Below are 21,708 nucleotides of genomic sequence, written 5' to 3' on the forward strand. Positions count from 1 at the left end.
GGACTCGTCCGGGCGGGGGCGCCGTCGTTGTAACGAGCCTCACCCTCAGTCCCTGACGGGGAACGCAACGCAGCAGGCCACGGCGGCCGTATTGTCTACGCATCAAGCCCCTGCGTGCCGCCCCCACAGGAGATGAACCGCCGATGATCACCCCACCCGTCGTGCACTCGCTGCGCGAGCAGATCCGCGAGCACATCGTGGAGGGGATCGTCAGCGGCCGCTGGAAGCCCGGCGAGCGGATCGTGGAGCGGCGCATCGCCGTCGAGCTGGAGGTCAGCCAGACGCCCGTACGGGAGGCCCTGCGCGAGCTGGAGACCCTGCGGCTGATCGAGTCGGCGCCGAACAAGGGGGTCCGCGTGCGGAACCTCTCCGCGGCCGACCTGGAGGAGATCTACCCGGTCCGGGCCGGCCTGGAGCAGATCGCCGCCGAACTGGCCGCGCCCCGCCTGGCGGCCGACTGCACGGCCCTGGAGCCGCACGTGGCGGCCCTGTGGGAGGCCGACCGCAGCGAGGACGGCACGGCGCAGGTGCGCCACACCGTGGGCTTCCACCGGGAGCTGGTGCGGGCCGCCGGGAACAGCGTGCTGCTGCACACCTGGGAGAGCCTGGGCATCGAGGTCTTCACGGCCCTGTCCATCCGCTGGCTCGGGACGGTCCAGAAGTCCTACGCGGAGGAGCACGAAGCCCTCGTCGCGGCCTTCCGTGCCCAGGATCCGGACATCGGCCTGCTCGTGAAGCGGCATGTCCTCGGGTGCGCGCCCCGCGCCTGATCCCGCCCCACCCCCCCGCCCGGGGCCCGGGCGCCTGATACCCCCCCCCCCGCCCCCCGGGCCCGGCCCCGTCCGTAGGGTGCGGGAATGGCCGAACGCCTCCTGCCACCACCCGGAACGGGACCCGGCCCCCACCCCGCCCGGCTGTGCCACACTGACCGCCGGAACGCCGCGGCGACCGGTCGCGGCGGCCGGGTCGGCCCGGGCCGCCACCGAGCACGGTCACGGTGCGGGCGGAGGGTCGGTCGGCACCACGAGGTCCGGGGGGCGGACATGCTGGGGACAGTGGCGGTCCGATGGCCGTTCATCGGGCGGCGCACCGAACTCGAACGCGTCGGCGACGCCGCCGCCGACCCGCGCTGCCGCGCCGTCCTGGTCTGCGGGCGCCCCGGCACCGGCAAGAGCCGCCTGGTCGAGGAGTACCTCGACCTCGCCCGCTCCGGCGGCCACCGCACCGCCCACCTCGCCGCCGGCACCAGCGCCGCCGCCGTCCCGCTGTCCGTCCTCGCCCCGCTGCTGCCCCCGCAGGACGCCGGGACGCCCACCGACCCGCGCGAACTGTTCGCCCTGGTCCGCAGCCGCACCGTCGAACAGTCCGGCGGCCGCCGCTTCGTCCTCGGCGTCGACGACCTCCACCTGCTCGACCCCGCCTCCCTCGCCCTGCTCACCGCCCTGTGCGCCCAGCCCGAGGTGCTGCTGGTCGCCACCGTCCGGGACCGCGCCCCGCTGCCCGACACGCTGGCCGGCTGGTGGCGCTCCGGCCGCGCCCTGCGCCTCGACCTCGCCGAACTCGAACGCCCCACCGCCGACACCCTGCTGCACCTCGCCCTCGGCGCCCCCGTCGCCGCCCCCGCCGCCGAAGCGCTCTGGACCGCCAGCCGCGGCAACCTGCTCTACCTGCGCGAACTCGTCCTGCACGGCGTCGCCGACGGCGCCCTCGCCCACACCGACGGCGTCTGGTGCCTCACCGCCCGGCTCAGCGCCGGCGGCGGCGTCGCCGACCTGGTCCGCGAACGCCTCGAAGGACTGACGGACGATCAGCGCGGCGTCCTGGAGCGCCTCGCGCTGTGCGAACCCCTCGGCGTCGACGAACTCCTCACCCACACCACCGAACCCCTGCTCACCGCCCTGGAGGAGACCGGCCTGATCACCGTCCGCCCCGACGGCTGCCGACTGGAGGCCCGGCTCGCCCACCCCGTGCACGCCGACATCCTGCGCGCCGGCATCCCCCGGCTGCGCGCCCGCTCGCTGCTGCTCGACCAGATCTCCCGCACCGAGTCCTACGGCGCCCGCCGCACCGGCGACCCGCTCCGGCTGGCCGGCTGGCGGCTCGACGCCACCGGCACCGCCGACCCCGCACTGCTGCTGCGCGCCGCCCGGCTCGCCCACTACGCCCACGACATCGAGCGGATGCACGACCTGGCCCGGGCCGCGCTCCGGCACGGCCCCGACCCCCGGGCCCAACTCCTGCTCGGCATCGCACTCGGCGAACTCGGCCGCGCCGACGAGGCCGCCGAGGTGCTCGGCGACGCCCTCGACCGGGTCCCCGAGGAGGAGCTGGAGGCGCTGGCGATCACCCTGGCGCTGAACTGCTTCTACGGCTCGCCCGGCCTGGCCGCCGCCCGCGACCGGCTCCGGCAGGCCCGCGAACGCGGCGGCGCGCCCGTGCGCACCGCGCTCACCGCCTTCGAGGCGCTGCTGGTCTCCCTGGCCGGCCGGACCACAGAGGCCGCCGCCCTGCTCGCCACCGTCGACCCCGCGCCGACCGGCGCCGCATCGGCCGACGGATCGGCTGACGGATCGGCGGCCGACGGTACGCCGGGTGACGGTACGTCGGGTGGCCGCGGCGAGCAGGACGGTGCCCCCAGCCGGTGCGCGGTGGTGGTCGCCGCCGCCCGGTTCCGGGTGCTGCTGGCCGGCGGCCGGATCGAGGCCGCCGCCGTCCTCGGCCGGACGGTCTTCGAGCTGCACCGCTCCGCCCCCGAGCGGACCGGCCTCTCGCACCCCGCCGGCCGCCTCAGCGAACTGGCCGGCGCCCTGCTCGAACTCGGCGCCTTCGCCGACGCCCGGGCCGCCGTCCTGGAGGGTCAGGCGCTCGCCCTGCGCGACGGTGTCACCTCGCTGACCTCCTGGTTCCCGCTCCAGCTCGGCCGGATCGCGCTCGCCCGCGGCCGCGCCGAGAGCGCCGCCCTGCACTTCCGCGAATCCCTCGCCCAGGCCCGTTCCTTCGCCGTCCCCGCCGCGACCGTCGGTCCGCTGGCCGGACTGGTGCTGGCCGCCGCCGCCCTCGGCCGTCCCGACCCCGACGCCGAGACCGCGCTGCGCGCCCTGGCCGGACCCACCCCCGCCGGACCCGACACCGTCCGCGCCCTCGCCTGGGCCGACACCGTCGCCGGACGCCCGCACCGGGCCCGCGCCGCGCTGCTCGCCGCCGCCGGGAGCGCCCTGGCGGCGGGGGAGCGCACCACCGCGCTCGTCCTGTGCCACGACCTCGCCCGCCTGGGCGCCGCCACCGAGGCCCACGCCCTGCTCACCCGCACCGACGATCTGCTCCCGGACGCCGGCACCAGCCCCGGCCCCGACCCCGACGGCCCCTACGCGACCGCCCGGCTCGCCCACCTGCGGGCGCTGGCCCGCGGCAGCGCCGCCGAACTCGCCGACGCCGCCCAGGCGTTGACCGACCTCGGCGCGGACCTGGTGGCCGCCGAGTCCTGGATCGCGGCCGCCGAACGGTACCGCCGCGACGGGGCGTCCCGGCCCGCCGCGCACGCCCTGGCCCGGGCCGAGGCGCTGCGCGCCGACTGCGAGGGCGCCGCCACCCCCGGTCTCACCGCCGCCGTGGACGCGCTCACCCCGCTGACCGCCCGCGAACGCGAGATCGCCCGGCTCGCCGCGGCCGGCACCGCCAGCCGGGCCATCGCCGAAGGGCTGCACCTGTCGGTGCGCACCGTCGACAACCACCTGCAGAACATCTACGGCAAGCTCGGCGTCACCGGCCGCAACCAACTCGCCGCCGCCCTCGGCGAGTCCGCCGCCGAAGCCCCGCCCGCCCCCTCCACGCCGCCTTCCCCGCAGGCCCCGGCCCCGCACGCCCCGGCCCCGCACGCCCCGCACAGAGCAGGAGAGCGCCCATGACGCCCGAGCAGATCGACCTGGTCACCGCCTCCGTGACCGTCCTGCGCCCCCGCCTGCCGGAGGTCGCCGACGCCTTCTACCGCCGCCTGTTCGCCGAACACCCGGAAGTGCGGCCGCTGTTCACCGGTGACCAGGACCGACTGCGGCTGAAGTTCGCGGACGAGCTCGACGCGATCGTCCAGACCATCCCCGACTTCGCCGGCTTCCTCGACCGCACCGGTGCCCTCGGCACCCGCCACGCCGAGTACCAGGTCCGCGCCGAGCACTACGCCCACGTCCGCACCGCACTGCTCGCCGCCCTGGCCGAGGCCGTCGGCCCGCAGGGCTGGACCCCCGAGACCGCCGCCGCCTGGCGCCTCGCCTACGACATGACCGCCGAGGCCATGATGCTCGGAGCCGCCCACAGCCACCCCCGTCCCACCCCGCGCCGCTGAGCCCGGCCTCCGACCGGAGACCGGTCGCATCCGGACTTTCCCGCCCGGCCGGAGGTCACTAAGGTGTGCCGCTGTGACCGAACAAGCGTCCAACGACGCCCAGTGGGAAGAGTTCGTCCGGGAGTTCGAGAAGAGCACCGCGAAGCCCGCCCCCGTCCCCGCCCCGACCGGCCCTGCCGAAGCCGCCGAAGCCGGCGGGCCCGCCGCCCGGCGCCGCTCGCGGACCTGGCCCGTGCTGGCCGCCGCCGTCCTCGTCGCGGCCGCCGGCTCGGCCGGCTACCTGGCGCTCGACGGCAAGGACCAGGGCCCGACCGCTGCCGCACCCCCGCCGATCGTGTCGCCGTCCGTCCCCGCTTCCCCGTCTGCCCTGTCCACCCCGTCCGCCCCTGCAGTCAGCGCCGCCGCGTCGCCGTCCGCTGCCCGGTCCGCGTCCGGGGAGGCCCTGTCGGGGCCCCGGACGATCGGGGTCCTGACCGGTGCGGCCTTCCCGCGGCAGGTCGACGGCTACATGCTGGTCTCCACCACGGTGGAGCAGGACTGCAGCGGACCGGAGACAGCGGGGCCGACCCTGGCGGGGCTGATCGCCCGGAGCCACGGCTGTATCGGCGTCGCCCGTGCGCTCTACAAGGACGTCGCCGGCAACCGGTACGACCTCGGGCTGTTCGTCATGCGGGAGCAACTCGACGCCTTCGACCTGATCAACGGCCTCTCCCGCGACCTGGCGAACCCCCAGCTCGTGCCCCAGGCGCCGCCCGAGGGCTCGGGCCTGCGCGCGCTGCCCGCCGGCAGCGGTGCGGTGCAGGCCCTCTCCTCCTATGGCCCGTTGGCGCTGGTCGGCACGGCCCAGTGGTCCGACGGCCGCACCGCCGACCTCAACGACCTGGTCGGGCACCTCACTCCGCTCACCGGCGCGGTCCTGAAGGGCCTCCAGGACTGACCCGCCGTCACCCCGGCAACGGGCGCGGCCCCCGCCGCGGGGTGCGACGGGGGCCGGAACGGTGTCGGGGCGGGGCTCAGTGCTCCTCGGTGGTGCGGGAGTTCGTGAGGGAGAGCGCGCCGGCGGCGGTGACCAGGCCGACGATCACGGCGAGCACCGCGTAGGTGATCCGCTCGCCGTGGAAGAACGAGCCGATCAGGGCGGCGTCCCACCGCCCGGCGGGCAGCTGGGTGGTGACCAGGGCGGCGATCATGGTGCCGACCACGGCGGTGCCGACGCTGGTGCCGACCTCCTGCGCGGTGTCGTTGAGCGCGGTGCCCATCGAGGTGCGGTTCTCCGGCATCGCCTCGACCAGCGCGATCGCGCAGATCGTCATGACGGTGCGCAGGCCGATCGTCATCACCACCATGCAGACCGCGATCGCGGCGTACCCGTGGTCCACGCCCCAGGCCAGGCCCGCCAGCGACCCCGCCAGGCAGAGCGCGCCGACCAGGCAGGCCACCCGGTGGCCGAACCGCCCGGCCAGCCACTCCGACAGCGGGGTGGCGGCGAGCATCGTCACGATGATCGGCAGGTTCGCCAGCCCGGCCCGCACCGGGCTCCAGCCGTAGGCGTACTGGAAGTGCAGGATCAGGCCGAACATCACGGCGGCCATGGCGATCGCGGTGCCGATCTGCGCCACCGCCGCGCCCCGGACGGTGCCCTGCGAGAACAGCCGCAGGTCCAGCATCGGGGAGGCGCTGCGGCGCTCGTGCCGGACGAACACCGCGCCCGCCAGCAGCGCCCCGGCCGCCGAGCCGAGGGTGGCCGCGGAGGCCCAGCCGTGCTCGACGCCGCTGGTCAGCGCGTAGCAGGCGAGGCCGATGGCCAGCACGCTCAGCACCGCGCCGGGCAGGTCCAGCCGGTCCTTCGTCAGGTCCTCCGGCCGGTCGGCGGGGACGCCGAGCCGCACGCCGACCGCCGCGACCAGCGCGATCGGGGCGTTCACCAGCAGCAGCCACTGCCAGCGGACGTGGGCCAGCGCGGTGCCGCCCAGCAGCGGGCCGAGCACGAAGCCGGACATGCCGACCACGATCATCACGGTCATCGCGCGCATCCGCAGCGCCTGGTCGTCGAACAGCCGGAACACCAGCGAGTTGGTGATCGGCGCCATCGCCGCCGCGGCGACGCCCAGGCCGGCCCGCAGCGCGATCAGCTGCCACGACTCGGTCACCGCGGCCACGCCCAGGCTGAGCAGGCCGAACACCGCCAGCCCGGCCAGCAGCACCCGCCGCCGCCCGAGCCGGTCGGCCATCGACCCGGCGGTCAGCAGCAGGCCGCCGAAGGTCAGCGAGTACGCGCCGGTCACCCACTGCAGCGCGGTGGTGCCGCCGCCCAGGTCGCGGCCGATGGTGGGCAGGGCGATCGAGAGGAGGGTGTTGTCCACCATCTCGACGAAGAAGGCCAGGCAGAGCGCGGCCAGCGGGATCCAGGCCGCGCGCAGCGACGGATAGGTGCGCGAGGCCGCGGGGGCGGCAACGGTGGCAGTCATGACGGGCCTCCTTTCGAGGCAGAGGCAAGGGCGAGCACGAGGCAGGACGGAGGGGGTGCGGGCGCGGCGCGGCGCCCCGTATCGAACACGGTTCTACGATAGAACCAGGTTCGATAAATCTGCAACTGTGATTGGATGGGCCCATGGCAGCCTCCCGACCGCACCCCGCCGAACGCCCCGCCCGGGGTCGCCGCCGCGCCTCGCACTCCATGGAGGCCGTCCTCACCGCCGCCGTCGAACTCCTCGACGAGGCCGGCGAACCCGCACTCACCCTGCGCGCCCTCGCGGCCCGGCTCGGCACCGGCGTCGGCAGCATCTACTGGTACGTCTCCGGCAAGGACGACCTGCTCGACCGCGCCATCGACCACGTCCTCGGCGGCGTGGTGGCCACCGTCGAGGCCCGCCCCGACACCGACGACCCGATCGCCGACCTGCGCGCCCTCGCCGTCACCCTGTTCGACGCCGTGACCGACCGCCCCTGGCTCGGCGGCCGCTTCCTCGGCAACATCGAGACCGAGGGCAACTCGCTGCGCCTGTACGAACTCCTCGGCCAGCAGCTGCTCCGCCTCGACCTGACGCCGCGTCAGCGCTTCCACGCCCTGTCGGCGATCGTCGGTGTGGTGGTCAGCAACGTCGCCGACCTCGGCCAGGAACCCCCCGAGGCGGTGGTCGAGGGCGCCGTCGACCGCGAGGAGTACCTCGGCCGCTTCGCCGACAACTGGCGCGCCCTCGACCCGGAGCGCTACCCGTTCCTGCAGCACATCGTCGAGGTGTTCGACGGCCACGACGACCGCGAGCAGTTCCTCGCCGAACTCGACCTCACCCTGTCCGGCCTGCGCCTCCAGTCCGAACGGTCCGAATCGGGCGCCGACACCCAACCGGGCACCGACGCCCAAACGGGCACCGACGCCCAAACGGGCACCGACGCCCAAACGGGCACCGAAGCCTGAGCGGGCGCCGACTCCCGAGTGGGCGCCGAAGCCTGAGCGGGCGCCGACGGGCGGCACCGGTTCAGGCCAGCCGCGCCACCGGCAGCGGCCCCGTGCCGAGCGGGGCGACGGCGGCCGACCCGCCCAGCGCGCCGAGGTAGTCCCGCCGCGCCACCGGCCGGGCGCCCAGGGCCCGGACGTGAGCGCCGTCCCACTGCAGGTCCAGCAGGCAGCCGCCGGCCGCGGCGAACCGGGCGCCCAGGTCGGCGACCGCGACCCGGTCGGCCCCCGGCCGCAGCCGGAACATCGAGTCCAGGCTCAGCACCCCGCCCACCGCCACCCCGAACACCCCGCCCACCAGCGCCGCCCCCTCCCACACCTCCACGCTGTGCGCGGCACCCGCCCGGTGCAGCTCCACCAGCGCCGCCCGCAGCTCCGGAGTCAGCCAGACCGGACGCCGTCCCCGCGCGCAGCCCGCCACCACCTCGGCGAAGGCCCGGTCCGCCGTGGTGCACCAGTCCGCCCGGCCCCGCAGGCCCCGGCGCAGCCGGGTCGACAGGTGCACCGCGCCCGAGGCCACCACCGGCCGGGGATCGGGGCACCACCAGGCCAGGGCGTACGGATCGGCCCCGGCCGGCCCGGGCAGCAGCCCGATCCGTCCCGACGCCACGTCGGCGGCGTACCGCGCCTCCCGGTAGGCCGCCGCGAGGTCGTCGCCCGGCAGCGGGAACAGCCCGCGCCGGACGGCTGCCAGCAGCACCGCGCCGGTCGTGGCACCGCCGAACGCCACCGGCCCGTCCCCGGGCGCACCCACCAGGTCGAGACCGTCGAAGAGGTCGTCGGAGGGGGCATCGGCGCCGCCGTGGAAGTTGCTCACGACGGCCCCGTCCCGCGCGGCAGGAGGCCGGCCCGGCCGAGCCGGGCCACGCAGCCGTCCAGCAGCCCCGCGTCGACGTCCGGCAGCACGATGCCGCTGCCCGCCAGGGCGGCCGCCGCCCCGGAGCGGTCGAAGCGGGGGAAGACCGGTCGGAAGTACAGCTCACTGATCGTCAGGTCGGTGCCCGGCGCGCGATCCACGAACAGCGGCACGTACGGCGCGATCGGATGCGCCGGGCGCGCGGCGGCGAAGGCGACCAGCTCGCGCACCCACTCCCGGTACGGGACCTCGACCAGTGGCCGGCCGGCGGCCCGCATCCGGGCCGCCAGCTCCGGCAGCGAGGCCGGGCGCGGCGCGGCGAGGTGGTAGACGTCGCCGCGGGCCGGGGCGTGCGCGGCGATCCGGGCGACCGCCCGGGCGAACCGGTCGGCGGGCACGAAGTCCAGTGGCAGCTCCACCGCCGGGTAGTGCCCGCTCGCCGCGAAGTAGGCCAGCAGCGCCCAGAGTTCGGTGTCCGGGTTCATCGCCCCGCCGGCCAGGCCGCCCGTGACGTCGTTGGTGCGGACCACGGTGACCGGCAGCCCCTCGGCCGCCGCACGCTGCAGCAGCCGCTCGGCGACCCACTTCGACTCGACGTAGCCCACCCCCAGGTGCTCGGGGTGGGCCAGCGGGGTGCGCTCGTCGACCCGGTCCACCCCGGCGGGCCCGAAACCGGCCAGCACGGCCAGCGTCGACACGTAGTGCACGGGCACGCCGCGCCGGTGGCCCGCCAGCCGGACCACCTCCCCGGTGCCGTCCACGTTCACCCGTCGCAACTGGTGGTACGGGTAGAGGAAGTTGACCCGGGCCCCCAGGTGGTGGATCGCGTCCAACCGGCCGGCCAGCCGGTCGAAGCACTCCCGCCCCAGACCCAGCAGTGGCTCGCCGAGGTCCCCGGGCAGCGCGACGACCCGCGGGTCGTCGAGGCGCCGCCCCAGGAACCGCACCTGCGCCTCCTCCAGCCGCCGGGCCGCCGCCGCGCCGTCGGCCGCCCGGACCAGGCAGTGGACGCGCGCGCCGGTGGTGGCGAGCAGCGCCTCCAGCAGGTGGACGCCGCAGAACCCGGTCGCGCCGGTGAGCAGCACCTCGGCCGGATCGGCCCGGTCCGGCGCCCGCCCGCCGCCCCGGCGCACCGGGTGCCGCAGCGCGGACTCGGCCTCCCAGTCGACCACCCCGGCCGCCGGGCCACCGCCCGCCCGGGCCGCCCGGACCGCGGCGGCGAACGCCCGCAGGGTCGGATCGCCCAGCAGGGCGCGGGTCAGCACCCGGACCGCCGTGACGTCCAGGCCGACCAGCAGCCGGAGCCGGGCCAGCATCTCCATGGCCAGCAGCGACGTCCCGCCCAGCGCGAAGAAGTCGTCCGCCGGCCCCACCCGCTGCACGCCGAGCAACTCGGCCCAGAGCCGACCGACGACCACCTCCGTCGCCTCACCCGCGGCCCCGCCCGTCGCGTCACCCGGAGTCCCACCCGGAGCCCGGCCTGTCGCGTCGCCCGGAACGTCGTGCGGAGCCCTGGTCGGAGCCCCGGCCGCCGCCCTGCCCGGGACGTTGTGCGCGGCCTCGTCCGGCAGCGCCCGCCGGTCGATCTTCCCGGCCGCCGTCAACGGCATCGCGGCCAGCGGCACGAACGCCGCGGGCACCATGAACGCGGGCAGGTAGCGGGCCAGGTGCGCGCGGACCGCCGCGATCCGCTCCGGCGTCCGCGCCGCCTCGGGGTCGGCCGCGGTGTAGTACGCCGTCAGCGCGGCACTGCCGTCGGGCGCGGTCCGGTCGGCGAGCACCTTCGCCAGCCGGACGTCCGGATGCCCGGCCAGCACCGCCTCCACCTCGCCCGGGTCGACCCGGAAACCGCCCACCTGCACCTGGTCGTCCAGCCGCCCGAGGAACTCCAGCGCCCCGTCCGGCCGCAGCCGCCCCGCATCGCCGGTCCGGTACAGCCGGGCTCCCGGCGCACCGGCTCCCGGCGCACCGGCCCACGGGTCCGGCCCGAACGCCTCCGCCGTCGCGGCGGCGTCCCGCCAGTACCCGAGCGCCAGACCGGGGCCGCCCAGGTGGATCCCGCCCCGTCCGCCCGGCGGGACGGGCCCCGCCCGCCCGTCCAGCAGGCGGACCCGCACCCCGGGCAGCGGCCGCCCGATCGGGGCGGGCGCCGACGCGGTGGCCCTGTCCAGCACCCCCGCCGTCACCTCGCACAGCGTGGAGGTGATCGCCGCCTCGCTCACCCCGTACGCGTTCAGCAGCCGCACCGCCGGCAGCCGCTCCAGGAACGCCCGGCAGTCGGCCACCTGGACCACGTCGCCGCCGACCACCACCAGGCGCAGCCCCGCGAGGCCCGATCCGGTGGGGCGCGGCCCCGCGCGGCCGGGACCGCCGGGCGGCAGCAGCTCCAGCAGCTGGTGCCAGTACGCGGGCGTGAGGTCGGCGACGGTCAGGCGCAGCCCGCCGATCCGCTCCAGCAGCTCTGTCGGCGCCCACGGGTCGACGCCGCCCAGCACCACCGCGGCCCCGGCGGTGAGCGGCGCGAGGACCTGCTCCAGCGCGGTGTCGAAACCCAGCGCGCCCAGCTGCAGCACCCGGTCGCCCGGCCCCAGCCCGTAGGCCCGGGCGACCCGCCCCAGGGTGAACGCGAGCGCGCCGTGCGCCACCGCCACGCACTTCGGCACCCCGCTGGAACCCGAGGTGTGGATCAGGTACGCCAGATCGCCCGGCCCGACCCGGACCGCCCGGGCGGCCCCCGTGTCCGCCCCCGCGCCCGCCGTCGCGTCCGGGCCGAGCACCCGCACCCCCGGCAGCGCCGGTCCGCCGACCGCCACCGCGGCCCCGCACCGCTCCACCACCGCGGCCTGCCGCTCCGCGGGCCAGGCCGGGTCCACCGGCAGCAGCCCGCCGCCCGCCTCCAGCACGGCCAGCCAGGCCACCACCAGAGCGGTGTCGCGGGGCAGCCGGACCGCGACCGGATCGCCCCGCCGGACCCCTGCCGCCCGCAGCGCCCCCGCCAGCCGTCCGGCGCGCGCCACCAGCTCCCCGTACGACAGGGCGCCCTCCTCGCCCAGCACGGCGAGTGCCCCCGGGGCCCGCGCGGCCCGGGCCCGGACCGTCTCGTGCACCGGCACCGCCCCGCCCGGACCGGGCCGCGGACCCGCCGTCCGCCCGCCCAGGCCCAGCTCGGCCGGCCGCCAGTGCCGGGCCACGAACTCCCGGCACTCCGCCCGCCCGCCCGGACCGGCCACCGGCTCCCACCCGGCCACCGGGGGCGCCCCCGCCGGCCGCACCGCGTACCGCCCCGCGCCGTCCCGGACCACCTGCCAACGCTCCCGGTCCGGCGGGGGAGAAGCACCGCCGGCCGTACCGCCTGCTCGTTCCACCACGGCCTGACCTCGCTTGCGCGGGAGACGGAGGGGCGCACGAAATTGTGCTGTTCGACTATATGCACCCATGGTGGACAGAGGCGCCCGCCAGCCGTCGGTCCGCCAGCAGCCGGTCCACGACCCGCCCCGCAGGAGGTGGCCCCCATGACACCCCGCCGCCGGCTCCTCATGGCCTGCTACCTGTTATGGATGGTGCTGCTCACCGGCATCTACTACGCCAACCCCGACCAGCGGCTGGTCTGGTGGACCGCCATCGGCCTGAGCGGAGCCGCCGCCGTCGTCACCGGCGTCCGCCTCAACCGCCCCGCGCACGCCCTGCCCTGGTACCTGCTCGCGCTGGCCAACGCCAGCTTCACCGCGGGCGAGGTCACCCAGGTCGTCCAGACCCAGTTCCTGCACCTGGACAACCCGTTCCCGTCCGTCGCGGACGTCTTCTACCTCGCCGAGTTCGTGCTCTACGCGGCCGGCGCGCTGCTCTTCATCCGCCGCCGCAAGGCCAGACAGGACTGGGCCGGACTGCTCGACGCCCTCGTCCTGACGATCAGCCTGGCGCTGCTCGGCTGGATCTACCTGATCCTGCCCTACGCCCGCAACCCCGACCTCGACTGGTTCTCCAAGGCGGTCTCCATCGCCTACCCGCTCGGCGACATCGTCGTCCTCGCCCTGCTGCTGCGGCTGCTCACCCCCAGCGGCGGCGCCAGCCGCTCCCTGCAGCTGCTGACCGTCGGCACCCTCGGCATCCTGCTCTCCGACACCGCGTACGGGCTGATCCAGCTGCACGGCGACTGGCACATCGGCACACCCGTCGACCTCGGCTGGGCCGTGCTCTACACCGCGTGGGGAGCGGCCGCGCTGCACCCCTCGATGGTCGAACTCACCAAGCCGCTGCCGGCCCAGCAACCCGGCCTCGGCCCCGGACGCCTGCTGCTGCTCACCGCCGCCGCGCTGATCGCCCCCGCCATCCTGCTGGCCGAGTGGCTGGCCGGGAACACCGCCAACACCGGCGTGATCGGCGCCTTCTCCGCCGTCCTCTACCTGCTGGTGCTGGCCCGGCTCGCCGTCGTGGTGGCCGCCTACCGGCGGGTCGCCGAACGGGAGCGCACGCTGCGCGAGGCCGGCTCGCGGCTGACCGCCGCCGTCACCGTCGCCGAGATCGCCGCCGGCGTCGAGGCCGCAGCCGCCGCGCTGATGCCCGCCCGCCCCGGCCACCTCGTCCGGCTCGCCGTCGCCCGGACCCCGCACTCCCGGCCCACCGGCCCCACCACGGGCCCCGGCGCGCCAGCCGTCACCGCCGAGGCCGGGGCGCTGCTCGACCTCGCCTCGCCGCACACCACGCTGCTGCTGTCCGCCGACGACCTGCGGCAGACCCCGGCGGCCCTCCGGCACGACATGCCGCACGTCCTGCTCTGCCCGCTCACCCTCGCCGAGCGGCCCTCCGGCGACCCGCTGCTCGGCGTCCTGGCCGCCACCGGCACCGAGCAGGAGCTCACCGACCTGCGCGGATCGCTGGAGATGCTCGCGGCCCAGGCCGCGCTCGCCGTCGAACGCGCCATGCTCAGCCAGGAGATCAACCACCGCAACAGCGAGCTCTACTTCCGCACCCTGGTGCAGAACGCCAGCGACGTCATCCTGATCCTCGACGAGGACGACACCGTCCGCTACGCCTCCACCTCCGCCAGCCGGGTGCTCGGCCACGCCCGGCTCGGCGGCACCGCCCTGACCGACCTGGTGCCGCCCGAGGACGGCCCCGGGATCGCCCGCGCCCTGGCCCGGATGCGCGAAGCGGACCCGACGCCCGGTCCCGCCGACCGCTCCGGTCCCGGCAACCCCTCCGGCCCCGGCAGCTCCGGCCGTCCCGCCGCCGACCGCGCCCGGCCCCGCGAGCACTGGCGCCTGGTGCGCCGCGACCGGACCCTGATCGAGGCCGAGGTCCGGTTCGAGGACCTGCGCGCCGACCCGACCGTGGAAGGGCTGGTGCTCACCCTGCGCGACGTCACCGAGCAGCGCGCGATGGAGCGCGAACTCACCCACCTGGCCTTCCACGACCCGCTGACCGGCCTCGCCAACCGCGTCCTGTTCCAGGACCGGGCCACCCATGCCCTGGACCGGGCCGAGCGCACCGGCACCGTCACCGGCGTCCTGTTCGTCGACCTCGACGACTTCAAGGCCGTGAACGACACCCGGGGCCACGCCGTCGGCGACGAACTGCTGCTCGCGGTGGCCCACCGCCTCTCCGGCGCCCTGCGCAGCTCCGACACCGCGGCCCGGCTCGGCGGCGACGAGTTCGCCGTGCTGGTCGAGAACGCGCTCGCCCCCGCCGACGTCGACGCCGTCGCCGACAGCCTGCTCGCCCTCTTCGCCGAGCCGTTCGAGCTCGGCACCGGCGCCGCCCGGGTCTCGGCCAGCATCGGGGCGGCCACCACCGAGGACAGCTCCGACATCACCGAACTGCTCGCCCACGCCGACCTCGCGCTGTACGCGGCCAAGGACGCCGGCCGGCGGCAGCGCCGGCACTACCGGCCCGCGCTCCAGGCCCGGCTGCTGCGGCGGCACGAGCTCTACGAGAACCTCGACGACGCGCTCACCGAGTCCGCGTTCCGGCTGCACTACCAGCCCATCGTCGACCTCCAGGACGACGTGCTGGCCGGGTTCGAGGCGCTGATCCGCTGGCCGCACGCGCGGCACGGCACCATCCTGCCCGACGACTTCATCCCGATCGCCGAGGAGAGCGGCCAGATCGTCCAACTCGGCGGCTGGATCCTCGAACAGGCCGTCCACGAGGCCGGGCGGTGGCGGCCCGAGGACGCCGCCGCCCGCCCGGACCGGCCGCTGCGGGTCAACGTCAACGTCTCGGCCCGGCAGTTCCGCGACGCCGACTTCCTCGCCACCGTCCGCGAGGCGCTGGACGGCGGGCGGATCGAACCGACCGCGCTGGTCCTGGAACTCACCGAGTCCGTGCTGATGCGGCGCGACCACCGGACCCTCGCCGACATGGAGGCGCTCACCGCCCTCGGCGTCGGCATCGCGATCGACGACTTCGGCACCGGCTACTCCTCGCTCTCCTACCTACGGGAGTTCCCGATCACCACCCTGAAGATCGACAAGACCTTCATCGACGGGCTCGGCAGCGTCCCGCAGCAGCACGCCCTCGTCGAGGGCATCGTCAGGATCGCCGACACCCTCGGCGTGACCGTCATCGCCGAGGGCATCGAGACCGCCGTCCAGCGCGACCTGCTCGCCGCCATGGGCTGCCCGCTCGGCCAGGGCTACCTGTTCGGCCGCCCGATGACCGCCGACCGGGCCCGCGCGCTGGCCCGCGAGCCCGACCCGTTCGGGGACCGGTCGCGCCCGGCCCCCTGACGGCCCGGGCCCCGCAGGGGCGGCCGCTCAGGCGGGGCGGCCGCTCGGGCGGGGGAGAGCAGGCAGAACTCGTTGCCCTCCGGGTCCGCCAGCACCGTCCACGGCACCCCGTCGCCCTGGCCCACGTCCACCGGCCGCGCCCCTGCGGTCGCCAACGCCCCCCACCTCTACGACCGGGCTCGCACCCGCCCGGCCTGACCCTTCGTCCCGTCAGGGCCGGGTCTGCGGCGTCAGGTTCCGCCCGGGTCGGGGGCCGGGCGGGCGAGGCGCCAGGTGGCGAGGGCGGTGGCGAGGAGGGCGGTGAGGGCGAACTGTACGAGGGCCGGGGTGGTGAGGGCCGGGGCGGTGGCGGCGTGCCAGAGGAACGGGGCGGTGACCGCGAAGGCGGTCAGGGCCGGGGCGCCGTACCAGAGGACGAAGGGGAGGGCGCCGTACCAGTCCGCGCTGACGGACATCAGTTCGTAGCGGAGGGGGCCCCGGTAGGCGGCCAGCAGGGCCGCGCCGACCAGGGCCGGGGCGCCCGCCGTGAACTGGAGCAGGGCGGCCGACCGGACGGGGGAGGGGACGGGGAGCAGCAGGGCGGCGGCGCCCGCCGCGGTCGCGCCCAGCACGGCCAGCAGCACCGCCGGCACCAGCAGGTGCGAGCGGGCGACCGTCGCGGGGGCGAACGGCAGCAGTCCCGTGCGGGTCGGCCGGTCGGTCTCCTCGCGGGCCGGCTCCACCAGGGCGGAGGCCGCCAGGTACGGGCCGAGGCTCAGCAGGCAGCCGAGCCAGGCGGCGGCCGCCGGCGCCGGGTGCGCGTGCGCCGCCCAGAGCCGGGCCGCGTGCAGCAGCAGGACCGAGCCGAAGGCCCACCCCGCCGCGGCCGCCACCCGCCCCGGGCGGCGCAGCAGCGCGGTCGCGTCCCGCCAGCACAGCACCAGCAGCCGGTTCCCGGGTACCGGCAGCCGCAGCCGCAGCCGCAGCCGCAGCCGTCCCGAACCGGACCGCCGGGCCCGGGCGGCGGCCTGCGCAACCAGCGCGACCTGTCGGAAGTCCAGCAGCAGCAACCCCGCCCGGGCCCGCCCCGCCGCCCGGGAGCGGACCGCCAGGTCGGCGGTCGACAGCACGGCCAGCGAGCGGTCCGCGGCGACCAGGGCGCACCCGGCGACCGCCAGCAGCCCGGCCGCCGCCGCCCACCGGCCCGGGCCGAAGCCGCTCGCCGTCCCGCCGAGCGCCCAACCCGCCCAGCCCCACGGCCCGGAGACCGCCAGTACGGCGGTGGCCACCCGGCCGCCCCCCGCCCCGACCGCCACCAGCTGCGCCGAGCCCGCCAGGGTGAGGACGGCCGACCCGACCCGGACGGCCCGGGCCCAGCGCGGCGATCCCTCGGCGAGCACACCGACGGCCGTGGCCGCCCAGGCCGTCACCAGGCCGATCGCCGTGGCGAGCGCGATCCCGGCCGGACCGGGCCGCCCGCCCGCCGCAGCCACCGCTCCGCCCAGCGCGCCCAGCACCGCCCCGCCCGCCCCGGTGGCGGCCAGCGCCCCCCGCAGCGCGGGACGCAGCAGCCGGCGGCGGTCCACCGGCAGCGGCAGCAGCCAGCCCAGGTCCGGGGCCGGCAGCACCACCGGGCCGAGCCAGAGCGACAGCCGCAGCAGCCCGGCCGTGCCCAGCGTGCCGAGACCGACCAGCAGCCCCGGCAGCCCCGGCGGCCGCCCGCCGCCGGGCGCCGGCACCGAGCCGGCCAGCGCGGACAGCGTGTCCACCGCCCCGGCCAGCAGCGCCAGCGCCGCCGCCACTGCGACCAGCCCCGTCCACACCCGCAGCGAACGGCCGCCCGCGGCCGCGGCCGCCCGGCGGGCCCGGAGCCGGCGGGCCTCCTCGACCGCGTCCCGGGCCGCCGCGCCGGCTGACGCCGGGGCGTCCGACAGACTCCGACGGGTCGTCAGCGCCACGGCGTGGCCCCCCGTTCCAGTACCTCGGCGGTCGCGCCGTGGTCGACCACCCGCCCGCCGGCCAGCACCATCACCCGGTCGGCGACCCGGCCGAGCAACTCCTCGTCGTGAACGGCCATGACGATCGCCATGCCCTCGGCCCGGCAGCGCAGCAGGGCCTCGGCCAGCCGCGCGCGGGCGCCGGTGTCGAGCCGCTGCTCGGGCTCGTCGAGCAGCAGCAGCCGGGCCGGGCGGACCAGGACCGCGCCCAGCAGCAGGAGTTGGCGCTGCCCGGCGGAGAGGGTGTCGGGAAAGGCGTCCGCCCGGTGGCGCAGGCCCAGCGCGGCCAGCAGCCGGTCGCAGCGGGCCGCCGCGTCCGGACCCGCCCCGTGCGCGGCGGCGACCATCCGCAGGTGCTCGGCCACGGTGAGGTCCGGGAAGCAGTCGGTGTCGTCGAGGAACACGCCCACCCGCTGCCGGAATTCGAGCTCGTGCTCCCGCACCGGCCGACCGTCCAGCAGCACGGTGCCCCGGTCCGGGCGGTGGCGCCCGGCCAGCGTCCTCAACAGGGTCGACTTCCCGGAGCCGTTCGCACCGACCAGCCCCAGGCAGCCGCCCGCCGGGAGCTCCAGCGCCGACAGGGTGAGCAACTGCCGCCCGCCCACGCCCACTTCGACGTCCTCGGCGGTCAGCACGGCCGGTCCGGCCCCGGGCGGTGGTGTGCGGTGGCGGTCTTTCCCCATGTGCGTTCCCCCGGTGCGGTGGTTCGGTGCGGTGCTTCGGCTCGGTGCTTCGGTGCGGTGGTCGTGGGCCGGTCCGTGACCGCCGCCGGGCGCGCAGTGCGGCGATCGTCTCGGACCCGTCTCGTGGACAAGGATGCCAAGCCGGCCGAGCGCGAGGCGGCCCCGGGGGCGGGCCGGTGTCGCCGGCCCCCGCCCGGGTAGGTTGCCGGGCATGTCGACCCCCGCGCTGTCCTTCGGCTCCGCCGCCCGCCTGTACGACTCGATCCGACCCGGCTACCCGGCGGCGGCGATCACCCGCGCCCTCGGCCCCGACCCGGTGCGCGTCCTGGACCTGGGAGCGGGCACCGGCCTGCTGACCGGCGCCCTGCGCGCCACCGGACACCGGGTGGTCGCCGTCGAACCCGACGGGCAGATGCGCGCGGTGGCCGCCGAACGCCACCCCGGCACCCGGGTGCTGGCCGGCAGCGCCGAGGACATCCCGCTGCCCGACGGGTCCGTCGACGCCGTCGTGGTCGGGCAGGCCTACCACTGGTTCACCCCGCAGGACGCCCTCCCGCAGATCCACCGGGTGCTGCGCGAGGGCGGCGTCCTCGCCGCGCTCTGGAACGTCCGCGACGACCGCACCCCCTGGGTCGCCGCGCTCTCCGCCGTCGTCGGCAGCGAGGGGTACGGCCTGGAGGACGCCTGGCAGTACGGGCCGGTGGCACCCTGGTTCACCGCCCCCGAACGCGACCTGACCGAGCACACCGTCACCGTCCCCACCGGCCGGCTCGTCGACCTGGTCCGCTCCCGCTCCCGCTACCTCACCGCCACCCCCACCGAACGCGCCCGCCTGGAACGGGAGATCACCGACCTGACCGCCACCCACCCGGCCCTGGCCGGCCGCGACAGCGTCGAAATGCCCTACCGCACCTGCGGCTACCGGATGCGAAAAATCTGACGCACCGTCAACCACCCTCCCCGAAACGGCAGATCCGGGAGCGAACGCCCGACGCGTTCCGGCGCTCCGCCCCCGCCCCGGCGGACGGTTCTGCCAGGATGGAACCGTCGATGACAGCGCGGACACGACAAGGGGACGGCCGATGGCACGGATCGTGGTGGTCGGCGGAGGAATCGCCGGGACGGCCGCCGCCCTGGCACTGCACAAGGCCGGCCACGAGCCGGTCGTCCACGAGGCGCACCCCGAGACCGGCGAGGACATCGGCGCGTTCATGACCCTGGCCAGCAACGGCATGCGCGCCCTCGCCGGCTTCGACGCCGCGGCCGCCGTCGCCGAGGCGGGCTTCGACGTCACCCGGATGAACGTCCTCGACGAGGCCGGGACGGAACTCGCCGCCGTCCCCCTCGGCGAGGCCGACCACCCGCTCACCCGCTACCGCTGCCTGCGCCGCGCCGAACTCGCCACCGTCCTGCGCACCGAGACCGCCCGACGCGGCATCACCCTCCGGCACGCCGCCCGGCTCACCACCGTCACCGAGACCGACGACGCCGTCACCGCCCACTTCGCCGACGGCAGCACCGCCACCGGCGACCTCCTGGTCGGCGCCGACGGCCTGCACTCCACCGTCCGGACCTGGCTCGACCCCGACGCCCCCGCCCCCGACTACGCCGGCCAGCGGGTCTTCTACGGCTACAGCACCGCCGCCCCGCCGCCCGGCGCCGCACCCGCGCTGATCACCATGGTCCGCGGCAGCGAAGCCGCCTTCGGCCACCTGGTCTCGCCCGAGGGCCACACCTACTGGTTCGCCCGCGTCCCCGGCCCGCCCGTCACCGCCGAGGAACGCGCCCGCACCACCCCGGCCCAGTGGCGCGCCCGCCTCACCGCCCTGCTGCGCCCCGACCGCACCCCCTGCGCCGACATCGTCGCCGGCACCGGCGACGACCTGCTGGTCACCAACGCCCTCCACCTGCGGGCCGGCACCCGCTGGCGGACCCGCCGCGCGATCCTGGTCGGCGATGCCGCGCACGCCGCCTCCCCGGCCACCGGCCAGGGCGCCTCGATGGCCCTGGAGGACGCCCTCGTCCTCGCCAAGGCCCTGCGGGACACCCCCGCCACCGAGGACGCCCTCGCCCGCTACGAACACCACCGCCGCCCCCGCACCGAACAGAACATGGCCGCCAGCGCCCGCCTCACCGCCGGCCGCCCCCCGACCGGCGCCCCGCCCACCGCCACCACCTCACCGCCCCGGGACTCCCAACGCCCCCCGACCCACCCCGACGAGGCCCTGCTCCGCCTGCTCGACTGGGAGACCCCGCTCTGACCCGGGCCCCGAGCGGCCCCGCCGGCTGGTGCCAACTCCCTTGCCCCGACGGCCGGGAGGCCCCCGACCGCAGGCCCGCCAGGCACCTCGGCGACAGGGCGCGGACCTGTCGGCGCGACCGGCGGACGACGAAACTTGAGCCATCGCCCCTGGGAACGCCCGAGCCGGTCGACCGCCACAGAACACGGCGACCTGCGACCGTCGCCCTCGCGCCGGTCGGCTATCCGTCCTCCTTCGCCAGCACTTCTTCCGCTTCGGTGTCGGCCCCGGCCGCTCGGTAGGCGGTTGCGGAGGCTTCGCGGGTGGCCCGGACCCTGTCGGCGGGGTGTCCGGCGGCCCGGAGAGTGTCGGAGAGTTCGTCGAGTGCCTGGCCCTCGCGGTAGGCGTCGTTCAGCTCGCGGAAGACGGCCACTGCTTGCTCACCGGCTTCCACGGCCTGCTCGTACGCTCCGGTGCCTCGCCACGCGGTGCCCAGGTTGTTCCAGGCCCGGCCTTCGTGGTGGCGGTCGCCGAGGCTGTGGTGGATGTCGAGGGCGTGTTGGTGGGCCTGGAGGGCTTCGTCGTAGCGGCCCAGTTCCTGGAGGGCGATACCGAGGTTGTTCCAGGCCCGGCCTTCGTGGTGGCGGTCGCCGAGGCTGTGGTGGATGTCGAGGGCGTGTTGGTGGGCCTGGAGGGCTTCGTCGTAGTGGCGCAGTTCCTGGAGGGCGGTGCCGAGGTTGTTCCACGCCGTGCCTTCGCCGTGGCGGTCGCCGAGGTCGCGGTGGATGTCGAGGGCGTGCTGGTGGGCGTCGAGCGCTGCGCCGAAACGTTGCACCTCCTGGAGGGCGGCGCCGAGGTTGTTCCAGGCGATGCCCTCGCCGTGGCGGTCGCCGAGGTCGCGGCAGATGTCGAGGGCGTGCTGGTGGGCGTCGAGGGCTTGATCGAAGCGGCGCAGTTCCTGGAGCGCGGTGCCGAGGTTGTTCCAGGCGACACCTTCGCTGGGGCGGTCGCCGAAGGACATGGCGGCGTCGTGGGCGAGGGTTGCGGTGTCCAGGTCGTCCTGCAGGTACCGGCGGGAGCGCAGGTAGTTTCCGAGCAGGGAGGCCAGTTCCATGGTGGTCCCGTGGTGGCCGAGGGCGTGTGCCTGGTGGACGGTGGCGAGGAGGTTGGCGCGCTCCGCGTCGAGCCAGGCGAGCGCCGTGCTCCGGTCGGGGAAGTGTTCCCGGTCACCGCTGCTGGCAAGGTTGAGGTGGGTGTTGGCGGCCCGGGCGGTGCGGATGTAGTGCCGGTGGAGGCGGGTGAGGGCGGTGGCGCTGTGGGGGTGGCGGGCGGCCTGTTCGGTGGCGTAGGCGCGGACGAGGTCGTGCATGCGCCAGCGTCCGGTGTCGGGGTCCTCGCGGACGAGGCTGGCGTCGGCGAGGGCCTCCAA

14 protein-coding genes and 1 pseudogene are annotated in these 21,708 nt (G+C 76.6%); 8 read left to right on the forward strand and 7 right to left on the reverse strand.

What is annotated here, in order from left to right:
• The first annotated feature begins 146 nt into the window (after positions 1-146).
• From ACIOHG_RS37110 to ACIOHG_RS37125, 4 genes are all read left to right on the forward strand, one after another.
• Entirely contained in the window at positions 147-770 is a 624-nt protein-coding gene (locus ACIOHG_RS37110) for a GntR family transcriptional regulator (RefSeq protein ID WP_365614988.1), read from the forward strand.
• A 285-nt stretch (positions 771-1,055) separates the two neighbouring features.
• The gene (locus ACIOHG_RS37115) at positions 1,056-3,905 is read left to right on the forward strand and encodes a LuxR C-terminal-related transcriptional regulator (RefSeq protein ID WP_400957950.1); all 2,850 of its coding nucleotides are present in this window, start codon (positions 1,056-1,058) and stop codon (positions 3,903-3,905) included.
• Complete coding sequence (locus ACIOHG_RS37120) at positions 3,902-4,339, forward strand: globin domain-containing protein (protein WP_400957952.1); 438 nt, start codon at positions 3,902-3,904, stop codon at positions 4,337-4,339. Before ACIOHG_RS37115 ends, ACIOHG_RS37120 begins: the two co-directional genes overlap by 4 nt.
• A gap of 73 nt (positions 4,340-4,412) precedes the next feature.
• Positions 4,413-5,276: a hypothetical protein gene (locus ACIOHG_RS37125; protein WP_400957954.1), complete on the forward strand. Its 864-nt coding sequence runs from the start codon at positions 4,413-4,415 to the stop codon at positions 5,274-5,276.
• Between the two features lie 76 nt (positions 5,277-5,352).
• Here the strand turns inward: ACIOHG_RS37125 and ACIOHG_RS37130 are convergent, their stop codons facing one another.
• The gene (locus tag ACIOHG_RS37130; protein ID WP_400957956.1) at positions 5,353-6,807 is read right to left on the reverse strand and encodes an MFS transporter; all 1,455 of its coding nucleotides are present in this window, start codon (positions 6,805-6,807) and stop codon (positions 5,353-5,355) included.
• 209 nt (positions 6,808-7,016) lie between these two features.
• On the opposite strand from ACIOHG_RS37130, the gene ACIOHG_RS37135 reads away from it, so the two are divergent.
• On the forward strand, positions 7,017-7,757 hold the full coding sequence (locus ACIOHG_RS37135) for a TetR/AcrR family transcriptional regulator (RefSeq protein WP_400957975.1): 741 nt from the start codon (positions 7,017-7,019) through the stop codon (positions 7,755-7,757).
• Positions 7,758-7,818: 61 nt separating this feature from the next.
• On the opposite strand, the gene ACIOHG_RS37140 is transcribed toward ACIOHG_RS37135, so the two are convergent.
• Together ACIOHG_RS37140 and ACIOHG_RS37145 are read right to left on the reverse strand one after the other, a co-directional pair.
• Complete coding sequence (locus ACIOHG_RS37140; protein ID WP_400957958.1) at positions 7,819-8,613, reverse strand: leucyl/phenylalanyl-tRNA--protein transferase; 795 nt, start codon at positions 8,611-8,613, stop codon at positions 7,819-7,821.
• Positions 8,610-12,020 (reverse strand): amino acid adenylation domain-containing protein, encoded by a 3,411-nt coding sequence (locus ACIOHG_RS37145; protein WP_400957960.1) that lies wholly within the window; start codon positions 12,018-12,020, stop codon positions 8,610-8,612. The genes ACIOHG_RS37140 and ACIOHG_RS37145 overlap by 4 nt, the downstream gene beginning before the upstream one ends.
• A gap of 144 nt (positions 12,021-12,164) precedes the next feature.
• Between ACIOHG_RS37145 and ACIOHG_RS37150 the strand changes: the two genes are divergently transcribed.
• Positions 12,165-15,380, forward strand: a complete 3,216-nt coding sequence (locus ACIOHG_RS37150; protein WP_400957962.1) for a putative bifunctional diguanylate cyclase/phosphodiesterase — start codon at positions 12,165-12,167, stop codon at positions 15,378-15,380.
• A gap of 50 nt (positions 15,381-15,430) precedes the next feature.
• On the opposite strand, the pseudogene ACIOHG_RS37155 reads toward ACIOHG_RS37150, so the two are convergent.
• The 3 genes and pseudogenes from ACIOHG_RS37155 to ACIOHG_RS37165 form a co-directional block, all read right to left on the reverse strand.
• A pseudogene (locus ACIOHG_RS37155) lies at positions 15,431-15,535 on the reverse strand (VOC family protein); the annotation flags it as partial.
• Between the two features lie 75 nt (positions 15,536-15,610).
• Positions 15,611-17,317 carry a DUF6297 family protein gene (locus ACIOHG_RS37160; RefSeq protein WP_400957964.1) on the reverse strand — a complete coding sequence of 569 codons (1,707 nt, stop codon included), beginning with the start codon at positions 17,315-17,317 and terminating at the stop codon, positions 15,611-15,613.
• Positions 17,308-18,039, reverse strand: a complete 732-nt coding sequence (locus tag ACIOHG_RS37165) for an ATP-binding cassette domain-containing protein (RefSeq protein ID WP_400957966.1) — start codon at positions 18,037-18,039, stop codon at positions 17,308-17,310. The genes ACIOHG_RS37160 and ACIOHG_RS37165 overlap by 10 nt, the downstream gene beginning before the upstream one ends.
• A 211-nt stretch (positions 18,040-18,250) precedes the next feature.
• On the opposite strand from ACIOHG_RS37165, the gene ACIOHG_RS37170 reads away from it, so the two are divergent.
• Together ACIOHG_RS37170 and ACIOHG_RS37175 are read left to right on the forward strand one after the other, a co-directional pair.
• On the forward strand, positions 18,251-18,979 hold the full coding sequence (locus ACIOHG_RS37170; RefSeq protein WP_400957968.1) for a class I SAM-dependent methyltransferase: 729 nt from the start codon (positions 18,251-18,253) through the stop codon (positions 18,977-18,979).
• A gap of 142 nt (positions 18,980-19,121) precedes the next feature.
• A complete protein-coding gene (locus ACIOHG_RS37175) occupies positions 19,122-20,300 on the forward strand; it encodes an FAD-dependent oxidoreductase (protein ID WP_400957970.1) in 1,179 nt (392 codons plus the stop codon).
• A 220-nt stretch (positions 20,301-20,520) separates the two neighbouring features.
• On the opposite strand, the gene ACIOHG_RS37180 is transcribed toward ACIOHG_RS37175, so the two are convergent.
• Positions 20,521-21,708, reverse strand: a 1,188-nt coding sequence (locus tag ACIOHG_RS37180) for a tetratricopeptide repeat protein (protein WP_400957972.1), incomplete at its 5' end; no start/stop codon positions are given.

The sequence above is a fragment of the Kitasatospora sp. NPDC088134 genome, assembly GCF_044741705.1.
Classification (GTDB): Bacteria; Actinomycetota; Actinomycetes; order Streptomycetales; family Streptomycetaceae; genus Kitasatospora.